This window comes from Microcoleus sp. B9-D4, from assembly GCF_036705105.1.
Lineage (GTDB): Bacteria > Cyanobacteriota > Cyanobacteriia > Cyanobacteriales > Microcoleaceae > Microcoleus.
On sequence record NZ_JAUBTS010000026.1, the window covers coordinates 33,786 to 56,434 of the forward strand.

Annotated in this window: 14 protein-coding genes; 1 reads left to right on the forward strand and 13 read right to left on the reverse strand. The window is 45.9% G+C overall.

What is annotated here, in order from left to right; translation table 11 throughout:
* Window positions 1-14 precede the first annotated feature (14 nt).
* Complete coding sequence (gene mfd, locus QUB24_RS17105) at window positions 15-3,572, reverse strand: transcription-repair coupling factor (protein ID WP_333154414.1); 3,558 nt, start codon at window positions 3,570-3,572, stop codon at window positions 15-17.
* A 423-nt stretch (window positions 3,573-3,995) separates the two neighbouring features.
* Between mfd and QUB24_RS17110 the strand changes: the two genes are divergently transcribed.
* On the forward strand, window positions 3,996-5,333 hold the full coding sequence (locus QUB24_RS17110) for a hemolysin family protein (protein WP_333154415.1): 1,338 nt from the start codon (window positions 3,996-3,998) through the stop codon (window positions 5,331-5,333).
* 274 nt (window positions 5,334-5,607) lie between these two features.
* Here the strand turns inward: QUB24_RS17110 and QUB24_RS17115 are convergent, their stop codons facing one another.
* The 12 genes from QUB24_RS17115 to QUB24_RS17170 form a co-directional block, all read right to left on the reverse strand.
* Window positions 5,608-6,939 carry a hypothetical protein gene (locus QUB24_RS17115; protein WP_333154416.1) on the reverse strand — a complete coding sequence of 444 codons (1,332 nt, stop codon included), beginning with the start codon at window positions 6,937-6,939 and terminating at the stop codon, window positions 5,608-5,610.
* Window positions 6,940-6,945: 6 nt separating this feature from the next.
* Window positions 6,946-8,271: a hypothetical protein gene (locus QUB24_RS17120; RefSeq protein WP_333154417.1), complete on the reverse strand. Its 1,326-nt coding sequence runs from the start codon at window positions 8,269-8,271 to the stop codon at window positions 6,946-6,948.
* Window positions 8,272-8,284: 13 nt separating this feature from the next.
* Window positions 8,285-9,517, reverse strand: coding sequence for an SGNH/GDSL hydrolase family protein (locus tag QUB24_RS17125; protein ID WP_333154418.1), 1,233 nt, complete (start codon window positions 9,515-9,517; stop codon window positions 8,285-8,287).
* Between the two features lie 4 nt (window positions 9,518-9,521).
* Window positions 9,522-9,686, reverse strand: coding sequence for a DUF5989 family protein (locus QUB24_RS17130; protein WP_190657062.1), 165 nt, complete (start codon window positions 9,684-9,686; stop codon window positions 9,522-9,524).
* A complete protein-coding gene (locus QUB24_RS17135) occupies window positions 9,687-10,094 on the reverse strand; it encodes an SxtJ family membrane protein (RefSeq protein ID WP_333154419.1) in 408 nt (135 codons plus the stop codon).
* A gap of 100 nt (window positions 10,095-10,194) precedes the next feature.
* Complete coding sequence (locus QUB24_RS17140; protein ID WP_333154420.1) at window positions 10,195-12,171, reverse strand: carbamoyltransferase; 1,977 nt, start codon at window positions 12,169-12,171, stop codon at window positions 10,195-10,197.
* Window positions 12,172-12,340: 169 nt separating this feature from the next.
* Window positions 12,341-12,826: a hypothetical protein gene (locus QUB24_RS17145; protein WP_333154421.1), complete on the reverse strand. Its 486-nt coding sequence runs from the start codon at window positions 12,824-12,826 to the stop codon at window positions 12,341-12,343.
* Between the two features lie 373 nt (window positions 12,827-13,199).
* Window positions 13,200-14,120 carry an NAD(+) kinase gene (locus tag QUB24_RS17150; RefSeq protein WP_333154422.1) on the reverse strand — a complete coding sequence of 307 codons (921 nt, stop codon included), beginning with the start codon at window positions 14,118-14,120 and terminating at the stop codon, window positions 13,200-13,202.
* A 292-nt stretch (window positions 14,121-14,412) separates the two neighbouring features.
* Window positions 14,413-16,158: a hypothetical protein gene (locus tag QUB24_RS17155; protein ID WP_333154423.1), complete on the reverse strand. Its 1,746-nt coding sequence runs from the start codon at window positions 16,156-16,158 to the stop codon at window positions 14,413-14,415.
* 84 nt (window positions 16,159-16,242) lie between these two features.
* Window positions 16,243-20,625 (reverse strand): cobaltochelatase subunit CobN, encoded by a 4,383-nt coding sequence (cobN, locus tag QUB24_RS17160; protein WP_333154424.1) that lies wholly within the window; start codon window positions 20,623-20,625, stop codon window positions 16,243-16,245.
* A 342-nt stretch (window positions 20,626-20,967) separates the two neighbouring features.
* Window positions 20,968-21,828, reverse strand: coding sequence for an EamA family transporter (locus QUB24_RS17165; protein ID WP_333154425.1), 861 nt, complete (start codon window positions 21,826-21,828; stop codon window positions 20,968-20,970).
* A complete protein-coding gene (locus tag QUB24_RS17170; protein ID WP_333154426.1) occupies window positions 21,825-22,562 on the reverse strand; it encodes an ABC transporter ATP-binding protein in 738 nt (245 codons plus the stop codon). The genes QUB24_RS17165 and QUB24_RS17170 overlap by 4 nt, the downstream gene beginning before the upstream one ends.
* Window positions 22,563-22,649 lie beyond the last annotated feature (87 nt).

The window sequence follows — 22,649 nt, forward strand, 5'->3', positions numbered from 1 at the left end:
ATTATATATTAAAATCAAACATTTGCTTCCGGCAAAGCGCCCTGCATTTTACCCAGCCAATCAATCAAATTATCCAATTGCTTTTGGGCCGTCAAAACCGCCATACCTCGAATAGTAACCTTCCCCTTGCTGTAGACAAAACGAGAGCGCAAATGTTCCGGCAAATTAGCCTTGAGCAAATTCCAAGCAGGCTCTTCCATCGCAGTTTCCAAAACTATGTTCTGCTTATTCTCCGGTTTGATCCGAGAAAAACCGATTTTTTTAGCAATTTGTTTGAGTTCGACCACACGGATAAGTTGCTGGGCTGGCAGAGGAATTGGCCCATAACGATCGCACCAATCAGCCTGAATCTGCTGTAATTCTTCAGGGGTATTAGCAGAAGCCACAGACCGGTAAGCGCTCATCTTTTGATCCAAATCTGCGATGTAATCGGCTGGAATAAACGCCGTCAAAGTGAGGTCGATTTGCGCGTCCTCCACTTTCGGAATTTCCTGACCCTTAATTTCCCGAATAGCCTCCTCTAACATTTCAGCATACAAATCAAAACCGATCGCCTCCATTTGACCAGATTGTTCAGTACCCAAAACATCACCCGAACCGCGAATTTCCATATCTCGGACAGCCAACTGATAGCCCGATCCCAACTGGGCAAACTCTTGAATTGCCCGCAGCCGCTGCCTTGCAGCATCAGAAAGTTGGTTCTGCTTCGGATAAAACAGCCAAGCGTGAGCTTGAATCCCCGCGCGTCCCACCCGTCCCCGCAACTGGTAAAGCTGACCCAAACCAAACTTCTGCGCGTCTTCAATTAAAATAGTATTGACTCGCGGAATATCCAAACCCGACTCAATAATCGTCGTGCACACCAAAATATCAAACTCCGCCGCGCTGAAAGTCAGCATGATTGATTCTAGTTCCGAAGCCTCCATTTGACCGTGGGCGATCGCAATTCTGGCAGACGGAACCATCTCCTGCAACTGAACGGCCAACTCATCAATCCCCTCAATCCGTGGCACCACGTAAAAAACCTGACCGCCCCTGTCCAATTCTTGACGAATTGCCGATCGCACAACTTCCGGGTTATAGGGAGCCAAATGCGTCTGAATCGGGCGTCTGGAAGGAGGCGGAGTCGAAATCAAACTCATCTCGCGAATCCCCGACAGCGACATATACAAAGTCCGGGGAATCGGCGTTGCTGTCAAAGTCAGAACATCTACCTCTGTTTTGAGAGATTTAATCGCTTCCTTTTGCTTAACTCCAAACCGCTGTTCTTCATCCACCACCAACAAGCCCAAATCCCGAAATTTAATCGCTTTGCTCAAAACAGCTTGAGTACCGACAATCACATCTAATTCCCCAGTCGCCAAACGCTTGTGAATCTCCCGGCGCTCGGTTTCAGTGCGAAAGCGATTGAGCAAACCAACTTCGATCGGATAAGGGGAAAAACGCTCCGAGAGCGTGTGATAGTGCTGTTGGGTCAAAATCGTCGTCGGCGCGAGCAACGCCACCTGCTTGCCCGCCGTAACCGCCTTAAAAATCGCTCTCAGAGCCACTTCTGTCTTACCAAAACCGACATCCCCGCAGACCAAGCGATCCATCGGTCGATCGCCCTCCATGTCGCGTTTGACATCCTGAGTTGCCTTCAACTGATCCGGCGTTGGCTGGTAAGGAAAAGAATCCTCTAATTCTTGTTGCCAAGGCATATCAGGAGGAAAAGCGTAACCCGTTTGTTTAGCTCTTTTAGCATAAAGATTCAGCAAATCCACTGCCAATTTCTTAACAGCTTTGCGAACCTTAGTTTTAGTTTTTTCCCAAGTTTGACCTGTCAGCTTGTTGAGATCCGGTACTTTATCGCCTACAGTCCGAAACCTGGACAAAGCGCCTAATTGATCTGCCGCCACTCTCAGAGTACCGTCAGCGTATTGAAGCACCAAATATTCGCGAGTTTCGCGATCGATCGTCAAACGTTCCAACTTGAGAAATTTGCCCACTCCGTGCTGGCGGTGAACCACATAATCACCAGGGCTTAATTTATTCGGATCTACTTGCTTAGAAGCAGCGCGACGGCGCTTGCGGACGTAGCTAAAAGTAGCCAGAGAATGCTGACCGTAAAATTCCCGATCGGTAATTAACACAATCCGAAAAGTCGGCAGAATAAAACCTTCCAATTCTGCCAGCCCGCTGTACTTCAAAGCAACCGGAACGTGCTGCAGTTGCAACTTGTCGATCGCCAAAAAATCGCGCGGATTCACCACAAACTGAGCCGGACAGTCGTGTTCCGACAGCAGAGAAACCGATCGACTCGGTTGAGCAGAAACTAGAAAAATGGTAAAACCCCGATCGCGCTCTTCCCTGAGCATTTGAGACAGCTTCGCAAATTGGTGAGGCATCACCGGCACAGGCCTAGAAGCCAAATTAATCGCAGACGGTAGCTGGTCACTCTCCGCAGAGCTTTGAAGTTTTTTAGCCGTAGAATCTTCTGCCAATTCTGAAAGTTCTAGCCGCTCGAAAGCTGCGAGATCTGCCATAGATTCAGCAAAAGTACGGTGAATTTTCGGAACTTTCAAATTAGCAATTGGCAATTTTTCTGTTTCCTCACCAGCAACTGCCGATTCCCGATTGCAATTATTCCACTGTTCCTGTGCATTCTCATACCAGCGGTCGCTGTGACCTTCGCACCCTTGTGGTTCGTCAATAACAACTAAAGTATTTTCAGTCAAATAATCCAACAAAGATGCAGGTTGCTCGAACGCTAAACCCAACAGCCTGCGGACAAATTTTTCTGCTTCATTTTCTGTGTCAACCGAGCCTATGTGGTTGATTTCGTCAACCTTTTTTTCAGATAAAACTGCTTTAATAATTGTGTTAAAATTAGTAGGGGTTAACACCAACCGATCGACCTTATCGAGCGATCGCTGGGAAGACGGGTCAAACTCCCGAATTTGCTCCAAATCATCTCCGAACCATTCCAGGCGCACCGGCAACTCCGCCGCTACCGGAAAGACATCGACAATATCACCCCGGCGACTCCACTGGCCCTCCATTTCTACCAGATTCACCCGATCGTACCCCATCGACACCAGTTGGCGGTCAAGTATCTTCGAGTCTTGAACCGCACCTCGCTTCAGCGTCAGACAGTAGGGTTCAAAAGCAGCAGGCGGCGGCAAGTGAGACTGGAGAGCTCTTTCGGTAGCTACAATCGCGATCGGCTTAGAATTAGCGTTTGTTTCTCGTTTCTCGACCAAATCCGCCAGCACCTGCATTTGTCCCCAAGTCATTTCGTTCTCGTCGGAGTAAGATAGCTCGTAGGGCGAAGCCTCCGAAGTGGGGTAAAAATGCACAGTCTGCCAGCCCATAGCCTCCAGCCCTGCCACCCAACGGCCGGCTTCTTCTAGAGTTGCTGTCACTACCAGTAAACTCCGCCCTTCTTGTTGTGCGAGGGCGGAAGCTACTAAACCTTTGGGCAAACGGGCGATGCCGGACAGTTGCAAGCAGCGATGGCGTTTGAGCTTGTTGAGAAGTTCTGTTGCTAGGGGCGATCGCCCCAGGGTACGAATTATTGAAGAGAAAGTCATGCGCTTTTAATTTTAATCCCTGATCGGCGAAGGCTCTTTCCCTTTGCCTGTTAAGGAGATTGTACGACAAACATCCATGATTGTGCCGCTCTGCTGTTGACGGCTGGGAACTTAACTGGAGATAGATTTCTGCTTTAATGTGTCGATCCAGCGATCGGGATCGAGCCAGTTCCGTTAATCTAGTGACAGGTTTAGAAAAAATTTCGATTTTGCGATCGAGATTCGCAGCTTCCAGACCTCTCCTGTGACTGCACCCAAAGACGGATACAAGCCCCCTACTCAAGTTGTGAAGATCGAAGAATTTTAGACATTAGGGAAATCCCCCAGATACTGGCGGCGTCGTCAATCTAAAATCTAAAATCTAAAATCTAAAATCGACTAACCGGGCACAGCGCTTTGCCGTTACTACCGAAAATTTTAGAAATGTCCCCAAGTACCGATATTCTGATTGTTCTCCTGCTAATTTTCCTCAATGGCTTGTTTGTGATGTCAGAGATGGCCATCATCTCTGTACGGAAGGTGAGACTGCAACAGATGGCCAACCAAGGTTCAGCCAATGCCCGCGTAGCCTTGGATCTGGCTAATGCCCCCAATCAGTTCTTACCGACAGTTCAAATCGGGATTACGATGCTGGCCATTCTGTCGGGCGCTTTCGGAGAAACGACAATTGCTAAAAGGGTAGAGCCTTTGTTACGCATGATTCCTGCCCTCGCGCCTTATTCTCAGACGATCGCCTCAGTAGTAGCAATTTTAACGATCACTTATCTGACCTTAATTATCGGTGAACTCGTGCCAAAGCGGCTGGCACTCAACAACCCGGAGCCGATCGCCTCAAGCGTAGCAATTCCCATGCGAATGCTCTCAAAAATTGGCGCTCCTGCGGTTTATCTGTTAAGTTATTCCACTGACTTAGTGATGCGACTGATGAGGATATCGCCCTCGACAGAACCGCAAGTTACAGAAGAGGAAATTAAAGTTTTAATCGAGCAAGGCACCGAAGCCGGAACCTTTGAAGAAGCCGAACAAGATATGGTGGAAAGAGTGTTTCGTTTGGGCGATCGGCGAGTCAGCGCCTTAATGACCCCGCGTCCCGATCTTACCTGGCTCGACCTCGACGACTCAGTGGAAGAAAACCGCCAAAAAATGCTCGGCAGTGGTCATTCTCGGTTTCCCGTTTGTCAGGGAGGGCTCGACAACGTTGTCGGTTTAGTACACGTTACTGATATGCTGTCTCGGACTTTAACTGGTCAACCCCTAGATTTAAGCGCTTCTTTACGACGACCGTTATTTGTACCGGAAAGCACGCGGGGTTTAAAAGTATTAGAACTTTTCAAACAATCTAGCAATCAAATTGCCTTGGTAGTAGACGAATACGGCGTCATTCAAGGATTGGTTACAGTCAACGACATTTTAGTCGAACTCGTTGGCGACTTTCCCTCGATTGAAGATGCTGACGAACCGGAAGCCGTGCAGCGCGAAGACGGTTCTTGGCTGTTAGACGGAATGCTAGCAGTCGAAGATTTTTTTGAGATATTTGGAATCGAAGAATTGTCAGCAGAACACAAAGGAAGTTACCACACAATGGGCGGTTTTGTGATTACTAATTTGGGCAAGATTCCCACAGCAGCCGAGCATTTTGAGTGGAACGGTTTGCGTGTGGAAGTAGTCGATATGGACGGGAACCGAGTTGATAAAGTCTTGGTAATGCCGATCGACTCAGCGGGCGATCGCTCCCCCAGCCAGCCAAAAACCCAAAACTAAAAACCATGTAATTTTAATCCATCGACATAATACCCGTAGGGGCGGGTTCACCAACCATCATCGCCGGAAACAAACAATCTCAAAAACCCGCCCCCACCCAACGATAAATCATCACCTACATTTAGGAATTAAATATAAATATCAGGTTGATGTGAATTATTGGTGAGTGAGTGGGGCGGGTTTTTATATATTGTTGGTTATCATTATATATTGTTGGTGAACCCGCCCCTACGAGTTCGCCAATTGTACAATAACGAATCAACCAGACATAATATCACTTCTTGTTTTTTCTTTCATCTTTCCGCAAAGATTCCAGAATAGAACTGCCCACATAATTGCTAAAAACTACCTCTCCAGCTTGATTGTAGTGGCAGCAGCTATCTACATAAACTGCCTCTTTAGTCTTGTCAAAAACATTGACAGCATTCACTAGATTGATATTATTTTTTTCCAAATTAGGAAACTTCTTGAAAAGAGCCGGATATCCAATTTGCACAGCTTTAGCATAAGGAGTATCCTTATTAAAAGCAATCTGCTTTTCGGCTTCACCAAACACCCTTTTCGTCTGATAATATTGATTAGGCTGAAGAACATGAAAATAAGGCACATTACTAGCAGACAGAACTTTGTGCATAAAAATTGAACTTTTTACCCAATTCTGGGCCATTTGTTCAAAAGCGGCTGAATCCGGTAAAACTGACTTATTAGTATTGATATAAATAACGCTGCCGCCGTCATCTTTTTTTTGTTTAGTCCGTTCTTGTTCAAACTTAATGACATCGGTTTTATAGTTATTAACTAAATTTTGAACGTAAACAGAAGTCAAAGCATCGCACGCAGCTAAAGAGCAGTTTTGCAAACGTTCCAAACCCTGACTAATCCTAGCTTTATTTTCTTGGATTCTGATAGTTGCTTTCATCGCTTTTGTAGAAAGGCTATTATTCGCCAAGCTAGTCAGCGGCAAAATGTGCTGAATACTTGGCATTGTCAAATCGACTTGATTTTTATTGTTTAAGTTAGAAAGTGCTACTTCATTAAAACCATCTATATTGACTACCAGATCCAGTTCTTGCCCTAAAGCCAAAAAATAGTTTAGAATTAATAATTGCTGGGGTTGTTTGTAGCCTCCGGTAGCAAAAGACAAAATTACAAATTCTTTATCTTTAAAACCCGGAAGCTGCTTGAGGTATTGAGGCAAAATTTTGTTTTGAACTTCAAACACTGCATAATTAGAAGCCACAGAACCGCCAAAAACTCCGATAATAAATTGATTTTTCTTGGTTTTTTTCAAAGGGTAATCATAAGGAGAGATAAATCCGTAGTTGTTAACCTTAAAACCAGGGCGAAAATCGGGGCCTGGTTGTTGAATAAATCCAAAAAAAGGATGAAACCTTTCAACAATAGACTGATTCAGCCGCACTCCTTCTAAATTAATTCCTAAATCCGACTTGTTTTGCACCTTTTCTCTAGCATAGAAAAATTGCTTGTGCTTGAGAAAATACCATCCCAAGGAACCGACTTCGAGGAAAACCAGTAAAAGCGCTAAGTTAATCAAAGTTATCTTGAGGAATTCTTGCCCTCTTTTGAGAAATTTTAAATCTTTCATAAACCTCTATTTCGATTCTCTTACTACTTTAATAATAGAACTAGAAACATAGTTTGCCAATAGTTCGTCTCCGACTGAATTATAGTGGCAGCAGGCATCTTTGTAAACCGTTTCTTTGGTATTGTCTAAAATATTCACTGCACTAAAAATATTAACCCCAGCTTTTTGCAAATCATCGACTTTGGACAACAACACCGGATAACCTTTTTTCACTCCTTCAATGTAGGGACTCTCTTTGTTAATCGCGATTTCGTTTTCTTTGGCGGTAAACGCTCGCTGAGTGGGATAATACTGGTTGGGCTGGATAAAGTGAAAATACTTAATCTTTCTACTTGATAAAATTTGATTCATCCCGATCGACGATTGGTACCACATCGATGCCATTTTGTCAAAAGCAGCGGCATCCTGTAAAACAAAGTCAGCTTTGGGAATGTAGACTATACCGCTATTTGCCGTGTCGGAGTTGGATTGTTTTACTTGCGAATCGTACTTGACAACTGCTTGCTGGTAATTGTTGACTAATTGTTTCACCTGTAGCGAGGTGACAGCGTGACACAAAGCAATCTGACAAGTTTGCAATTTGTCAATACCTGCTTTCAATTGTTTTTTGTTTTCGTTAATTTGCACGATCGAGCTCATCACTTCCGGTGACAAGTTATTGTTTGCTAAACCCGTCAGAGGCTGTATGTGCTGAACGCTGGGCATTCCTATTTCTACTTGGGCTTTGTTGTTTAAATTTGACAGTGCTACTTCATTAAAACCGTCAATATTGATGACTAAATCTAACTCTTGACCCAACGCCAAAAAGTAATTTAAAACTAATAATTGTTGGGGCTGTTTGTAGCCACCATTCCCAAAATTTAAAACAATAATTTCCTTGTTTGCAAATTCTGGATAAGTCTTCAATTTGTTAGACAATCTGCGATTTACGTATTCATCAACTGCAAAATTATTCGCAACTGAACCGCCAAAAACTCCGATAATAACTTGATTTTTATTACTTTTAATAAACGGATATTCGTATAGTGAAAAAAAGCCGTGTTTGTTGACTTTTAACTTTAATTTTTCATTGGTGAAAGCACCTTGTTTGAGTACATACCCAAAAAGTGGGTGCAGTCTTTCTACGATTGATTCATCAAGTCTAATGCCGATCCTTTCAATATCTTCTACTACTTTTTCTTTGGCTTTAGTTCGGGTATAAAAAAACTGCTTTTGGTTAATAAAATAAAAAGCTAGCGACAAAGCTTCCAGACAAATAAAGGCGATCGCCAAATTAACCGCGATTATAATTAATATATTTTTGCCTTTTTTCAGCGCAGTTGAATCTTTCATGAAATTTGACTGATTACGGTTGTTTTTTGGGGAGTTGAGACTGCTTCAGTTGTTGGCACAAATTTCGGTTAATCAGGATACTAGCCAGCCGATGTCCGAGTTCATTCCAGTGACCTCCACAGGGTACAGAATTCTCAAAACCGTGGGCGCAGACTTGATATTTTTCAGTGTAACCTTGGATCTGTTCGGATAAATTCAGTACCCGAAAACCCTCGCGCGCGCCCAATTTTTCCAGCCGCCTCTCGGGATAAAACAAATCCTGAATGTTGTTCTCTGTCATAAAATCTTTTCGCCTCTGGGCTTCCGGTGTAACTTGCATCGGATCGCCGATCGTCACAACCAAGAAATCAGCATTTTTCTGCACGACTTCATTCCGCATCATCACAATCAAACCCTCTGTCACCCTCCAAGCCTCTTGCCAAGCTGCATTCTGAGGTTCCTTGAGGTTTTGGGTACTTAAAGTGGTAAAATCCTCAGATAACTCGCGCTTTTTCCTTTCTAAGTCTACTTTTTTAATAACCTGCAAAATGCGCGAATTGTTGACTAGCCAACTTGGCATCCTGTCTACAAAGGAAACTGCTCTTTCGTTGCGATCGATCGGCGGCAGGTTGCGAAAAGACATATCCGGTACTAACTTGCCGCTAGCATCATAAGCAAAAAATGGTCGGTAGCGATCGTATTCCAGTTTCGGAGAATTATTTATCACATCATTGCCAATAAAAAAAGCAAGAATTACAATATCAGGATTGTAATCCCACACTTTTTTTCGCAGCATAATTAATTCTTGAGCAGTACCGTAGCCCTGCACCCCGAAATTAATTACCTCAACATTTTTGCGTCCCTTAACAGCTTCGCAGTTGCCTAACTTTCGTTCCAATTTTGACCAGAAAGTTTGTTCGATAGGTACCTGAATTGCTTCGGTGAAAGAATCGCCCAAAACCGCAACGCGCAAAGTATTTGGAGGTTTTGCTTTGGTATGTTCACGATCGCGCAAACCCTCGCTATTCACCTGCACAAAACTCGCACCTTCCCCATTCCACTCCCCCGACGCACCCGGTTTCAGCTTCCAGCCCAAATTCGGATCGGAAGTGTGGAAACGAGTTGGCGCCGAGTCTACGAAATCTCCTATTTTTGGATAGCCTTCAATCCTAGCAACTCGCAATCCAATTTCACCAATTACCACCCCCATCAATAAACCGCCGAGTGTCAAACCCAAATTGACACCCAAATTTTTCAACTTGCTCATTATTTCAAAACAGCGTGTAAATAAATGGAGCAATCACAGAACCCTGACTCAATACAATCAAAGCTCCCAAAAAGACTAAAGTCACAATGAGCGGCAACAGCCAATACTTTTGGCGTTCTTTCATAAACGCCCACAAATCTTTGAGAAAATCTAAAGTTGCTTCAAACACTTAAAAAGGACGCTCCATACTAACTTTTGTTCTTGCTTTACTGGGGACGCGGTAAGTATCCATTTTCGGATTTAGTTTGCGCCGCATGGCATCTTCGCCGAAAATGTTTTTGATCACTCCCATCGGCCAAACTATCAGGTAAAAAACTATCCCTAGGACGATCGGCGTTTCGATTTTGTTAAGAATAATTCCAAAGCGCATCCACGCGTGATAAACGGGATTAAGCGATTTCGGCGCCACCAATGCTAGCAGCACCATCACTCCGCAGATTGCCCAAGGCCACCAAGGTAGAGAATGCCGCCGCAGTAAAGGTACTGCTAAACCGAACAGCACTGCAATCAAGCCGCCAATTAGCAGCCCGAAATCGCGCAAGCCTTTTTTGTCGAGTTTTTTAATTTCGTCGCTCATTAGAAATGGGGAATTGGTAATTGGGAATTGGTAATTAGTTATTAGTTATTCGTACCAACTAATAACTAATAACTAATGACTAATAACTAAGGACTCATGACTAATCTAGTTCAAATTCATTTTTCCAAGCATCATCTTGTTTCCAAGGAATTTGTTCGGACTTGGGAAGCAAGTAATTTTCCAAAACCAGATAGTCCATTTCGGTTCGCATGAAACAGCGGTAAGCATCCTCTGGAGTGCAAACAATGGGTTCGCCTCGGACGTTGAAAGAAGTATTTACCACAATAGAACAGCCCGATCGCTTTTCAAAATGGCTGATTAAGTCATAGTAGCGAGGATTGGTTTCTTTGTGAACCGTTTGAATGCGAGCCGAGTAATCGACGTGGGTTACAGCCGGAATCTCCGATCGCGGAATGTTGAGCTTTTCAATGCCAAACAACTGCTCTTGTTCGGGAGTCATCGGAATGCGGAGACTGGATTTGACAGGTGCTACTAATAGCATATAAGGGCTAGAATGGTCAATCTCGAAATAATCCGCAACTCGCTCGGCTAAGATTGACGGAGCAAAAGGTCGAAAAGATTCCCGATATTTAATTTTCAGGTTCATCACGGACTGCATTTTAGCACTGCGGGGATCGCCAATGATCGATCGACCACCCAGAGCCCGCGGCCCAAATTCCATCCGCCCCTGGAACCATCCCACCACATTTCCCTGTTCCAAAATTTCCGCCAACTGCGGCATTAATTCGGCATCGTCCAATCGATGATAGCTAGCTTTGACAGCATCCAAATATTCGAGAATTTCTGCGTCAGTAAACCTTGGGCCCAAATATGAGCCGCGCATTTGATCGTGACAAGTTAAATGAGCAACAGACTTCGCCACAGTTGCCACCGCTTGGTTGGCTGTGAGAACTTCAGTCCTCTCCTCAACCGCTGAGTTTGTAGTGATAAGTTCAGTCTTGAGGGCTTCTATACTATTTGCTGTCGAGTTCGCGCTCACAGTGCGAGTTTGTTCGCAATACTGATACCAAATCGCCAAAGCCGCGCCCAAAGCACCGCCAGCATCTCCCGCTGCCGGCTGAATCCAAATATCTTTGAAAATACCTTCCCGCAAGAGTCTGCCGTTAGCAACACAGTTGAGAGCAACGCCGCCGGCAAGACAAAGATAATCGACATCCAATTCTTTTTTAACTGTTCTGCAAAGCCGCAAAACAACTTCTTCGGTAACAACTTGAATGGAAGCGGCAATGTCCATTTCTCGCTGAGTCAATTTTCCTTCAGCTTGACGTGGCGGCCCTTCAAACAGTTCGTCAAACTTCTTGTTTGTCATGGTTAAGCCAACAGTATAGTTGAAATAATCCATGTTCAAACGGAAAGTTCCGTCATCTTTGAGGTCGATTAAATAGTTGAGAATCTTGTCTACATACTTGGGTTCGCCATAAGGTGCTAAACCCATGAGTTTGTATTCACCAGAGTTGACTTTGAAGCCGGTGTAATAGGTGAAAGCTGAATAAAGCAAACCCAAGGAGTGGGGAAAATCGATTTCCCACTGAGGTGTCAGTTGGTTGCCGTCTCCCAACCAAACCGAGGTTGTGGCCCACTCGCCTACGCCGTCGAGGCACAAAACGGCTGCTTTTTCAAAGGGGCTGGGGAAAAATGCCGATGCTGCGTGGGATTGGTGGTGTTCGGTAAATAGCAGAGATGGCAGTTTATTTGTTTTGCAGTTTGCTATTGCTGCCAGATCTTTTTTGAGCATGGTTTTGAGGTAAAGCTTTTCTTTGAGCCATATCGGCATGGCGGCTAGGAAAGAGCGAAAACCTTGGGGTGCGTAGGCTAAATAGGTTTCGAGAAGGCGCTCGAATTTGACTAAAGGTTTGTCGTAAAAGACTATTTGATCGAGTTCCCGCAAATCTATTTGCGCTTCTTTCAAGCAATAAGCGATCGCATTCTTAGGGAATCTGGCGTCATGCTTTTTGCGGGAAAATCTTTCTTCCTGCGCTGCTGCTATAATTTCTCCGTCGCGAATTAAGGCTGCGGCGCTGTCGTGATAATACGCCGAGATTCCAAGTATGTTCATCGCTCTCCTCACAAATCGCAATGCGTTTGCTTTTGACTATTTAGAATAGCTAACGATTATAGCTGCTTAAGTGCTGATTGGGAATTTAATTTTGCGATCGCCTCTAATTTTACCTGGATCGATGTCGGTGCAACGTCCGAGGACGATCGGCTGTTAGACAGCATTTAAGTTAGCGCCGGCTTATCCTGCGCCCCCAAGCTCTGAAGTAAGTTACTACCGGGAATTGATAAAATTCACCTATCAACCACAGCACGATTCCTAAATGGGACAAAAAAGCTAAGCCTGTCCAAGCTAGGGGCAGCCACGACAACCGGCTGCCGGGAACCGGGGGAAAATAGTAAGCTGAAAGTCCCAGCAAGGTAGTGGGAAGGAAAATTAGACCAATAGCCGCTGCAAAGTAGGGCCATCCGAATTCTACGCCTTCGAGGTGGGCTCCTATCCACTGTTTGCCGTTCCAGTGCCAAGTTACGGGTGGTTGGCGATCGGCCATTTGGAGCGATTGTCTTTCAACGCTTGCGGTATAAATGTGCTGGCAGAAGTTGCAAGCTAGGGCGTCCATCATCGGCATGGTGGAAATTTGACCGGTGCGGCACACGGGACAGGGATATGTATCTTGAGGGTTGAAAGGTCGGGTTGATTTTTTGAAAATCTGCATAGATCAGGCTGTTTGTCAAGATATTGAGCGATCTTAACAAAGTACAGAGATTATGGGTTGGCTGATGGCGGTTTTTGTATCTAGATTAGATATCTTGCTCTCGTCAAATTCACCCCCCTTAGTCCCCCCTTATTAAGGGGGGAAACAAGAATAATCTTGCCCCCTCCCCTTACTAAGGGGAGGGTTGGGGTGGGGTGCATTGTATTTTTGCAAGAGTTCTATTGTTGGTGATTTAACAGGTTTTTTCACGCCTACTCGCCCCTACAGGTTAATGCGGGTTGATATTATACCTCTTCAATAATTATTATTGTGGAACAGGCATCCTGCCTGTTCAAGACTGGCAATTCTTGCGATGTCTATTGAATGATTCGGATTAATTGCGGTGATTGTTGCTGTACCGAATTCTGGCTCCTGCCCAGTGAAGTTTTTCCCTCAAAGTGTTGAAATAAGAATAGTTTTCCCGCAAAATGATAAACTTGGCTTCGCAGTCCGCCCTCCGCACGTCTACGCGGTGTCCTGGCCAAATTGCAGTACCCAAAATGCCGTCTGTCCAGAGTTTGGTACTGAGTTCGTAATCTGCTAAAGGCCAAATGCTGACGACTGAACCGGGCGGCAGGACGATCGCCCGACTTGATAAACTCAAAGGGCAAATCGGAGTAACGGCGATCGCCTCCATTCCCGAGTGCATAATCGGCCCGTTGGCAGATGCGGTGTAGCAAGTCGAACCGGTGGGAGTTGCCACAATTAAACCGTCGCCTTGATATTGATCGACTACTTCGCCGTCAACTTCCATTTCTAGAATACAGCTCGGCATTCGATCGGCTGAAGCAGGTTTGACACACATTTCATTGAGTGCCAAAAATCGATCGCTTTGGGGTTCGAGATTGCTTCTGTTTCCCTCAAAAACTGTTGCCTGCAACATCATCCGCGTCTGCACAGCATACCTGTCTTCCGAAAGTCTGTCCCAAATCTCCTCAGTATTTTGGAAATCATCAAAAGACTCGGTTAAAAAACCCAGATGTCCCCCCACATTCGCTGCCAAAATCGGGATGCCGTCAGCCGCCAAATTCCGCGCCGCTGCTAGGGCAGTACCGTCGCCCCCCAGAACTACCGCTAAATCAATTGGGCTGTTACTAGAAGCTAAAAACACCGGATACGGGTTATCTTTGGGGCCACTCGGCCCCATTAAAACCTGACACCCGCGACTTTCTAATTGGCGGGCACACTGTTCTGCCCACCGCTGGCTGAGGGTATCTCTGGCTTTGTGGGCGATAATTACTTGTTTTAGTTGCACAACCTATCGATTTTAGATTTGAGATTTGAGATTTTAGATTATTAGATTTTAGACTGAATTGCCGCGACCGGGACGATCGCACTGTAGTCGGAAAAATATTATTCCGATGGCACAGGGCATCTCCCGTCGGAGACTCTCCCTCTGGTTTATAGCAATTTCAAAAAGTAATCCAATTTTTTTAAAGCTCCAAACCCTTATCTCATCTGTCATTTCCAATACTTTAATCGAAAATCAAAATTTGTCATTCCCAATTCTTGAATCTAAAATCTAAAATCTAAAATCTAAAATCGTATTACCCGTCGCTGCGGCTGGATTTGGGCCGTGGCCAGATAATGCTGGAATCGGCCGCGAGTAGGCTAGAAACTGCGCTGGCCCCAAAGCGGTTGAGGTGGCTGGGGTCAACAAAATAGTCATTGCGGCCAGGCCACCGCTGGGACAAGTCGCGGAAAGCGAAGCCTTTTTGCCGCGAGAGTTGCTGCATTCGCTGCCGAAACTGCTGTTCTGCCCGCAGGCGAGTTCCGTCTAAGTAGTCGTCGGTGAGGGGCAAATTGACGAAAATCAGGGGAATTTTGCGAGCTTTGGTAAATGCTACAACGGAATTAAAGGCTGCTGCTTGTTTGCCTCCGAGGTTGAAGTTTTCGTAGTCGCGATCGTACTGGCCTGAAACGTAAGCGCGTTCTCTATAATAAGTGTTGGGATTGTACTTGCCCGACATAGCCATGAATCCGTTGGAGTCGATCGAATCTGCCAATTGGTTGAGTTGTCTGATGGCTACTGTTGTCCGTCGCGAGACTGGAATCAATTGTGCTTTTTGGGTGGCTGCATTCGCTGCGATCGGTTTTAACTCATATCTTGCAGCATTCTCAGCAACGGGCAAGATGCCCGTTCCACTAGAGAGGGATTTGATTGGGGGGAGTAGGGGTTGGGTGTCAGCAACGGGCAAGATGCCCGTTCCACTTGACAGGAATTTGATTTTGGGGAGTAGGGGTTGGGCATCTTGCCCGCCTGCAGCATTCTCAGCAACGGGCAAGATGCCCGTTCCACGAGACAGGAAGTTGATTGTGGGGTGCGCGTCTTGCCCGCCCGTGAAAGGTCGATCGACAGATGCCAACGCTTTGCGGAAAGTGTTGTTAGCGCAGGGCTGCGGGAATCTGTAACACACCGGAATCACATTCGGTTCATCCAACTCCAGTTGGGGCAGAATGCCTGCGGCTAAAAGTTGGCTGCCTTCAGAATCGACGATCGAATTAAAAGTGCGATCGTCCCGGCCGCTGTTAAATGCCCGCACGCCGTCTGCCCAGATAATCATTTGAGGCAAATGACCGGGCTTCAAAAGCTGCCGCAGTTGAAAGTCTACTACTTGTGCAGTTGCGCCGTTGACTGAAAAGTTAAATACTTTTAAGCCCGGACGGCCCCTTTGGGTCAAAGATTGTTTTAGCTGTTTGGGATCGACGCCCTGCAATGCGCGGGAACTGCCGACAATCAAAACATCTGGTGGGCCGACTGTGGCAACGTAGGATAGGTAAAGTTCGAGTTGTTCGTTGAGTAAATCGCTGCTGAAGCTGACTGTACTGGCTTGCGATCGGGTTGCGCCCGCTTGCTGCTGGGAATAAACCAGGTTTCTCATGTACTCGATTACTTTTTTCTCAGCAAACGCCCGTCTGGGACTGCCGGGGGGAACGGCTTGCATCCAAGCGACGGCCTGCACCCACAGGGCGGCTACTTCGTCCCAGTCTTGTTTTGAATTGGCTGATTGAGCCAAATTAGAAGCTTGGGTGGCAAAGTTAACTGACTCCGTAAAGGCATCGTTTTGGGGGCAAGAGGGAACGCTGAGGGATTTTCTGGTTTTGTTGCGGTTTTGAGCTAACAGAGACGTTGGGGACTGCGCTAGGACGGCGGATTCGATCGAACCCGATGGCGCTGCGGTGTTGGGCGGCTTCGTTGACGAACATCCCAAAGTTACGGCTAATACAGCGGCTGCGGCGCAGGTACGTTTGAGGATGCTGGTGCTGATGCTAGCAATGTAGCGGCGAATCATAAAGCTTTCAGCGATCGCGAAACATTACTAGATATTACCGCAAGCGGCCATTCCTCGGCAGCCGCGATCGTGACTTTTGAGTATTTATGTATGGGATTCGATGACTGCTTCGGCTTGCAGGGCGATCAACCTCAATTTATCCAATGTATCCTGGTTCGCACTCTGCCACAACCCCCGCTGACGAGCTTCTAGCAATCTTTCCGCCATATCTCGCAGTGCCCAAGGATTGTTTTCTTGAATAAATGCCTGCACTTTCTCATCAAAAATGTAAGCCTCTGCGATTCCTTCATACATAAAATCCTCTACACAATTTGCCGTAGCATCGTAAGCAAACAAAAAATCAACAGTTGCTGCAATTTCAAACGCACCTTTATAACCGTGTCGCATTGCACCTTCTATCCATTTGGGATTCACAGCCCTACTGCGATAAACCCGCGCAATTTCTTCCCGCAGTTGTCGCACTTTTGGATTTTCGGGAATCGAATTATCTCCAAAATAAGTTTCAGGATTTTTGCCTTGCAAATTGCGGATTGCGGCCGTCATTCCCCCTTGAAATTGATAATAATCATCCGAGTCTAAGATGTCGTGTTCGCGGTTGTCTTGGTTTTGCAGAACTATTTGCATTTGGCCGAGGCGTTGTTCAAATGCTTCGGGTGCAGAACATCCCCATTCACCCCCCCTAGCCCCCCCTTGTAAAGGGGGGGGACAAGAGTTGGAATTAGCCCCTCCTTGTAAAGGAGAGGAATTAGATTGAGCCCCCCCTTGATAAGGGGGGGTTGGGGGGGTATTCTCTGGTTGTAAAGGAGAAGAATTAGATTTAGCCCCCCCTTGATAAGGGGGGGTTGGGGGGGTACTGGTATAGGCGTAACTGCTCCAATTAATGTAAGCTTTTGCTAAATCGCTGTCGTCTGTCCAGTTTTGAGATTCAATTATGCCTTGAAGTCCTGCGCCATAAGCACCTGGTTTTGAGCCAAACACTCGAAATTGCGATCGCCCTTGCGCCTCTTCCTGACTCAAACCTGTAGATTCCCAATACATAATCTCGGCTTTAACTTGTGCGGCTAAAGGGTTATTTTCAGCCGATTCGTCTAAATCTGCCACAGCTTTTACCGCACTGTCAAACAAATCAATTAAATTTAAAAAAGCATCGCGGAAAAAGCCAGAAATTCGCAAAGTAACATCAACGCGCGGCCGCCCCAAAACAGAAACTGGCAAGATTTCAAAATCTACAACCCGGCGCGAAGGGCCATCCCAAACTGGTTGAACTCCTATCAGCGCCAAGGCTTCGGCGATGTCGTCTCCCCCCGTCCGCATCGTAGATGTTCCCCACACTGACAAACCCAAAGTTTTCGGATATTCGCCGTTTTCTTGGGTGTATCTTTCGATTAAAGTTTCAGCAGCAACTCTGCCAACTCTCCAGGCGGTTTCTGTGGGAATGGCGCGGATATCTACTGAGTAAAAATTGCGACCAGTGGGCAATACATCTGGTCTGCCGCGAGTGGGCGCGCCGGATGCGCCGCTGGGTATGTGCCGCCCATCTAGTCCGCGCAAAAGGTTGGTAATTTCTTGGTTTGTTTGGAGGAGTGATGGTAAAAGATAGTTCTTTATCCAATCTAATTCTTGTTGAGTTGCTTGTCCTGTTTTGATATTTTTGACCGCAGATAAACGCGGATGAACGCGGATGTTTTCGATTAAGTTATCTACTAATTCAGCGGCTTTTTCTTCTAGTTCGGCTGTTAAATCGCCTGCTGTGCGGTGCTGAATTATCGACGTTGGATCGCAGGTTAAGGGGTCGAAATCGTAGCCTGAGTCTTCTGCTAGGGCGCGGGTTATGCCCGATCGCCCGTTGGTGGGATGGCGGGCGATCGCAATTATCAAATCTCTCAACTGTCTACCTTCGGGACACTGCCCAAAAATGTGCAATCCGTCGCGGATTTGGGATTCTTTGAGTTCGCAAAGATAGCCATCAGTGCGGGTGATAAATTCTGTAAATTCCGATTTATTTAGTTGTATTCCTAAGTCTTTATCTAAGTTTTCTTTGTTGGTGAGGGCGAGAATGCGATCGCGAATCATGGGCAATCGGGATGGATCTAAACTTTGGGCTTCGCAATACTCATCAATTAAGGTTTCCAACTGCTGCAAAGGCCCGTAGAGCTCGGCGCGAGTCATCGGCGGTGTCAGGTGGTCGATAATCACAGCTTGCGATCGTCTTTTTGCTTGGGAACCTTCCCCCGGATCGTTGACAATGAAGGGATAAAAGTTCGGCATCGCGCCTAATGCTACTTCTGGATAACATTTGTTAGACAAGGCTATACTTTTACCGGGCAGCCATTCTAAATTGCCGTGTTTTCCGGCATGAATTATAGCGTCAATTCCCAACTTTTCTCGCAGCCAATAATAGTAAGCTAGATAATTGTGAGTTGGTTCTAAGTCTGGGGCGTGATAATTTAACGCGGGGTCAAGTTCGTATCCCCGCGATGGTTGAATTCCTACAAACACATTCCCAAACTGAATTCCCGGAATCGGAAAAGACCTATTGTTACTTATAAAATCTTGTGCATAGCTTCCCGGAAGCCCCCATCTTTTACAAATCCCATCTTGCACTTCCTGCGGCAAAGTAGCAAAATATTCTTCATATTCTGTCAAATCCAAAGATTGATGAACAGGGCGCAATTCGCGTCCTTCCGGGTCATTTGTCACGCCCGAAGTCAGGAGTTCAATTAACTCGTTGCCGCTAGCGGGGATGTTTTCAATTTGATAGCCAGCTTGCTGCATAGCTTTGAGGATTTCGACACAGCTAGCGGGCGTATCTAAGCCGACGCCGTTGGCTAAGCGGGCGTTGCGAGTGGGGTAATTTGCTAGAATTATGGCGATGCGTCTGTTGGCGGCTGGGGTTTGTTTCATTTTCACCCAATTCGCGGTTAAATCTGCTACAAATGAAATGCGATCGCCCGCTGCTACATAGCCTACTACATCTGTTTCTAATTCGCTGTTCCAAGTCTGTACGGCTTTAAAAGAAACAGCCCTCGTAATGATTTTTCCGTCTACTTCTGGCAATGCTACATTCATCGCCACATCGCGGGGCGAAAGTCCCTGAAGTTCCGTTTCCCACTGTTCCAAACCGCCACCGCTGAAGATTGCTTGCAATACAGGAACATCTAAGGATTTTAAGCTGTTTTGTTCCGGTTCTTGACTGCTGAAACCTGAGACGGCAAAACTTGTGGTATTGAGCAATAATTGAATTGGTTCTGATTCTTTAGGTTGAAAATACTCTAGCAATTCTATTTGCAAATCTGGTTCCCGCAGAGAAGACACAAAGACGGGAACGGGGACTAAGTTTCGCTCAGATAGAGCTTGACAAAGTGCATCAATTGGTGCTAAGTTTCCCGATAAATAATGAGCGCGATAAAATAAAATTCCGACAGTAGGGGCGGTGCCCCCGTGCCCGCCCTCCCCGTGCCCTTTAGGGCGTGTTTCCAAACCCGGAGATCCCCCCCAGCCCCCCTTAATAAGGGGGGGGCAAGAAGTTTTCAAAGTCCCCCTTCTTAAGGGGGATTTAGGGGGATCAGCGTCGGTTGGTAAACCCGGAGATTCCCCCCAGCCCCCCTTAGTAAGGGGGGAGCAAGAAGTTTTCAAAGTCCCCCTTCTTAAGGGGGATTTAGGGGGATCAGCTTCGGTTCGTAAACCCGGAGATCCCCCCCATCCTCCCTTAATAAGGGGGGGGCAAGAAGTTGTCAAAGTCCCCCTTCTTAAGGGGGATTTAGGGGGATCTGTGTCGGTTGGTAAACCCGGAGTTCCCCCCCAGCCCCCATTATTAAGGGGGGAGGAAGAAGTTGTCAAAGTCCCCCTTGTTAAGGGGGATTTAGGGGGATCTGAATCTGGTTTTAAAGTTGCCAAACACGCCCCCGCTTCTCCGTCCCAATCATAAATTCCGACGCGGGAAACTGTTTGAGGGAGGGGCGGATTATAAGCAGTTTTCAGGCAAGTATCGGCGGCAAATTTTAGTGCATTAACAAAGTTTTGGACTCCGCCTTCTGTGAAATAGCGCCAAAGTTGATTTACTGCTGATAGCGATACATTGGAATGGCTGATTAAATCTGGATCTGGACTGTCTTCTCCCGGCATTACAATCAGTGATGCGTTAGTTTTATGCACAGTTTCCCGCAGAATTTCTAACCCGTAAGACCAATAAGAACGCCCTCCTAACAGTCTTAAGATTATTACCTCTGCGCGTTCTAAAACTTCTTCGGCATAGGTGTCAATTGTTAGTTGTTGCTGCAACTGAAGCAGGTTTACTGCGCGCACTTTGGGAAATTTTGCCGGCATTTTGGATGAGGCAGCTGCGAGTGTTTGAATGTCGGTGTCAGCAGCACTAATAAATACTATTGGTGCTGGGGTTTGCTGAATAAAAATTACTCCTTCTGATTGAGGGCTCCAACCTCCGGGTGTGGCTGCTATTTTGTGCATTAATTTCTTTTATTTTAATAAATAGTGAGAGAAAGTGCGATCGCCCTTACTATAACATGACTTATACATAAATAGAGGCTAGGGCTTGTTTCCCACCCGGACATTCCCGCCCAACCGAGAGAGGGCGGGCACGGGGAGTAGGGGTCGCACCGCCCCTACATTCGGGGGGGAGAATGAGCGTCAATCGATTTTAGATTTTAGATTTTAGATTTTAGATTTACCCCACGGATAAATGCGGGGGCTTGAGGATTTTCGCTTTTCGATTTTGGATTGATTCCACGGATAAATCCTGGCGCTTGTACCACCTTTGAAATTCGTGGTCAAAGTCCCGGATATCTCAAACTATAAACTGATAAATAAAACTCCCAAAATCATGATTCCTGCCCCTAATAATCTTTGTTGAATATCTTTTTCCTTAAAAATGAAATGACCGAACAATACACCCATTAACACGCTAGTACGCTTAACCGCGATCACTTGCACTACGAAAGTTAATGTCAAAGCTTGCATTTGAAAAAGCACTCCAATAGCATTTAAAGACCCCATTGCAGCTAGCATTGGCAATTGTTTGAGAATTTTTCGCCCTGGATTTGGGGTTTTGTGCAATAAAACTGGCAGTAGCAAGACACTGATTGTACCAAACAAAGAGAATAACCAAAAAATAGGAGATGAATTGGTCACTCCTATTTTGTCAAAATTTGAGGCAACACTCCATAGCAATGCGACGATTAACATCAATTTTGGCCCCGGTTCATCCAGCAGTGCTTTGAATGGGGCTAAATATCCTTTTGATTTCTCTTTTATATTTAATAAATAAGAGCCTGCTACGATTAGTAAAATGCCAATATAATCAAAAATTTTTGGATATTCCCCGACAATTAATGGTGAAGTTACCAACATAAATAATGGTGTCAAAGCTAGCAGGGGTAGTGTCAGGGATAAATCTGATACTTTGATGGCTTTGATGTAGAGGAGGGATGTGACAGCGTTGATGCTACCTCCGATTAATAGGGCGAGCCAAAATTGAGAGTTTAATGGCGGAATTCCTGTATAAAATACCCAGGGAATCAAAAAGATGACTGAAAAAAATGAGAGAGACCAAGCTACAACATATTCGTCACTTTTTTTGAGGTTGTGTTTGCCAAAAACGTCTTTGACGGCTTCAAAGAAAGCGGTCAAAATTCCAAAAATTAACCAAGTCAACCTAAATATGCGCTCCTGACTCGCTCGTCGTTTAGCAAATCCGTTCCAATACCTGTGAGGGTAATATTACCAGCTTCTAGCACGTAACCCCGATCGGCAATTTGCAGTGCTAAACTGGCGTTTTGTTCCACTAAAAGGATTGTAACCCCCGTGGAGCGCAAGTTTTGAATGATTGCAAAAATTTCTTTGACGATCGCGGGTGCTAAGCCTAAACTAGGCTCGTCTAATAATAGCAGTTTAGGGCGCGACATCAACGCGCGGGCGATCGCCAGCATTTGCTGTTCCCCGCCGCTGAGGGTTCCTGCTAGCTGGCTGCGCCTTTCTGCTAGGCGGGGAAATATCTCAAATTGGCGCTCTAAATCGGCTTTTACTGCCGCCGAGTCCGATCGAATATAGGCACCCAATTCCAAGTTAGTCAACACCGTTTGCTTGGCCAAAACCCGCCGCCCTTCTGGGCTGTGGGCGATTCCCAATTTCACAACTTCGTGAGCTTGGCGGCGACTAATGTCGCGCCCGTTATAAATAATTTGTCCTTGTCGCAAATTAACTATTTTAGAAATCGCTCTCAATGTGGTACTTTTTCCCGCACCGTTGGCGCCGATGAGACTGACAACCTCGCCTGCATTAATCGTGAGATTAATATTTTGGATGGCTTGAATTCCGCCATAATTTACAGAAACATTTTTGAGTTCTAAGAGGATGTTTTGGGTGTTTTTGGATGGGCTGTCGTGCATTTTCTGTGACTTGATTGTTGATAACAAAACTGTCTCTTTTATAGCAGTCCGCCAGGAGTTGAAACCCCGGACTCATAGTTAAATTCA

Coding starts and splice junctions, on each gene's coding strand:
- QUB24_RS17120 (WP_333154417.1), bottom strand. CDS start 8,271: ATGAAAGATTCAACTGCGCTGAAAAAAGGCAAAAATATATTAATTATA.
- QUB24_RS17145 (WP_333154421.1), bottom strand. CDS start 12,826: ATGCAGATTTTCAAAAAATCAACCCGACCTTTCAACCCTCAAGATACA.
- QUB24_RS17135 (WP_333154419.1), bottom strand. CDS start 10,094: ATGAGCGACGAAATTAAAAAACTCGACAAAAAAGGCTTGCGCGATTTC.
- QUB24_RS17140 (WP_333154420.1), bottom strand. CDS start 12,171: ATGAACATACTTGGAATCTCGGCGTATTATCACGACAGCGCCGCAGCC.
- QUB24_RS17170 (WP_333154426.1), bottom strand. CDS start 22,562: ATGCACGACAGCCCATCCAAAAACACCCAAAACATCCTCTTAGAACTC.
- QUB24_RS17110 (WP_333154415.1), top strand. CDS start 3,996: ATGTCCCCAAGTACCGATATTCTGATTGTTCTCCTGCTAATTTTCCTC.
- mfd (WP_333154414.1), bottom strand. CDS start 3,572: ATGACTTTCTCTTCAATAATTCGTACCCTGGGGCGATCGCCCCTAGCA.
- QUB24_RS17115 (WP_333154416.1), bottom strand. CDS start 6,939: ATGAAAGATTTAAAATTTCTCAAAAGAGGGCAAGAATTCCTCAAGATA.
- cobN (WP_333154424.1), bottom strand. CDS start 20,625: ATGCACAAAATAGCAGCCACACCCGGAGGTTGGAGCCCTCAATCAGAA.
- QUB24_RS17125 (WP_333154418.1), bottom strand. CDS start 9,517: ATGAGCAAGTTGAAAAATTTGGGTGTCAATTTGGGTTTGACACTCGGC.
- QUB24_RS17155 (WP_333154423.1), bottom strand. CDS start 16,158: ATGATTCGCCGCTACATTGCTAGCATCAGCACCAGCATCCTCAAACGT.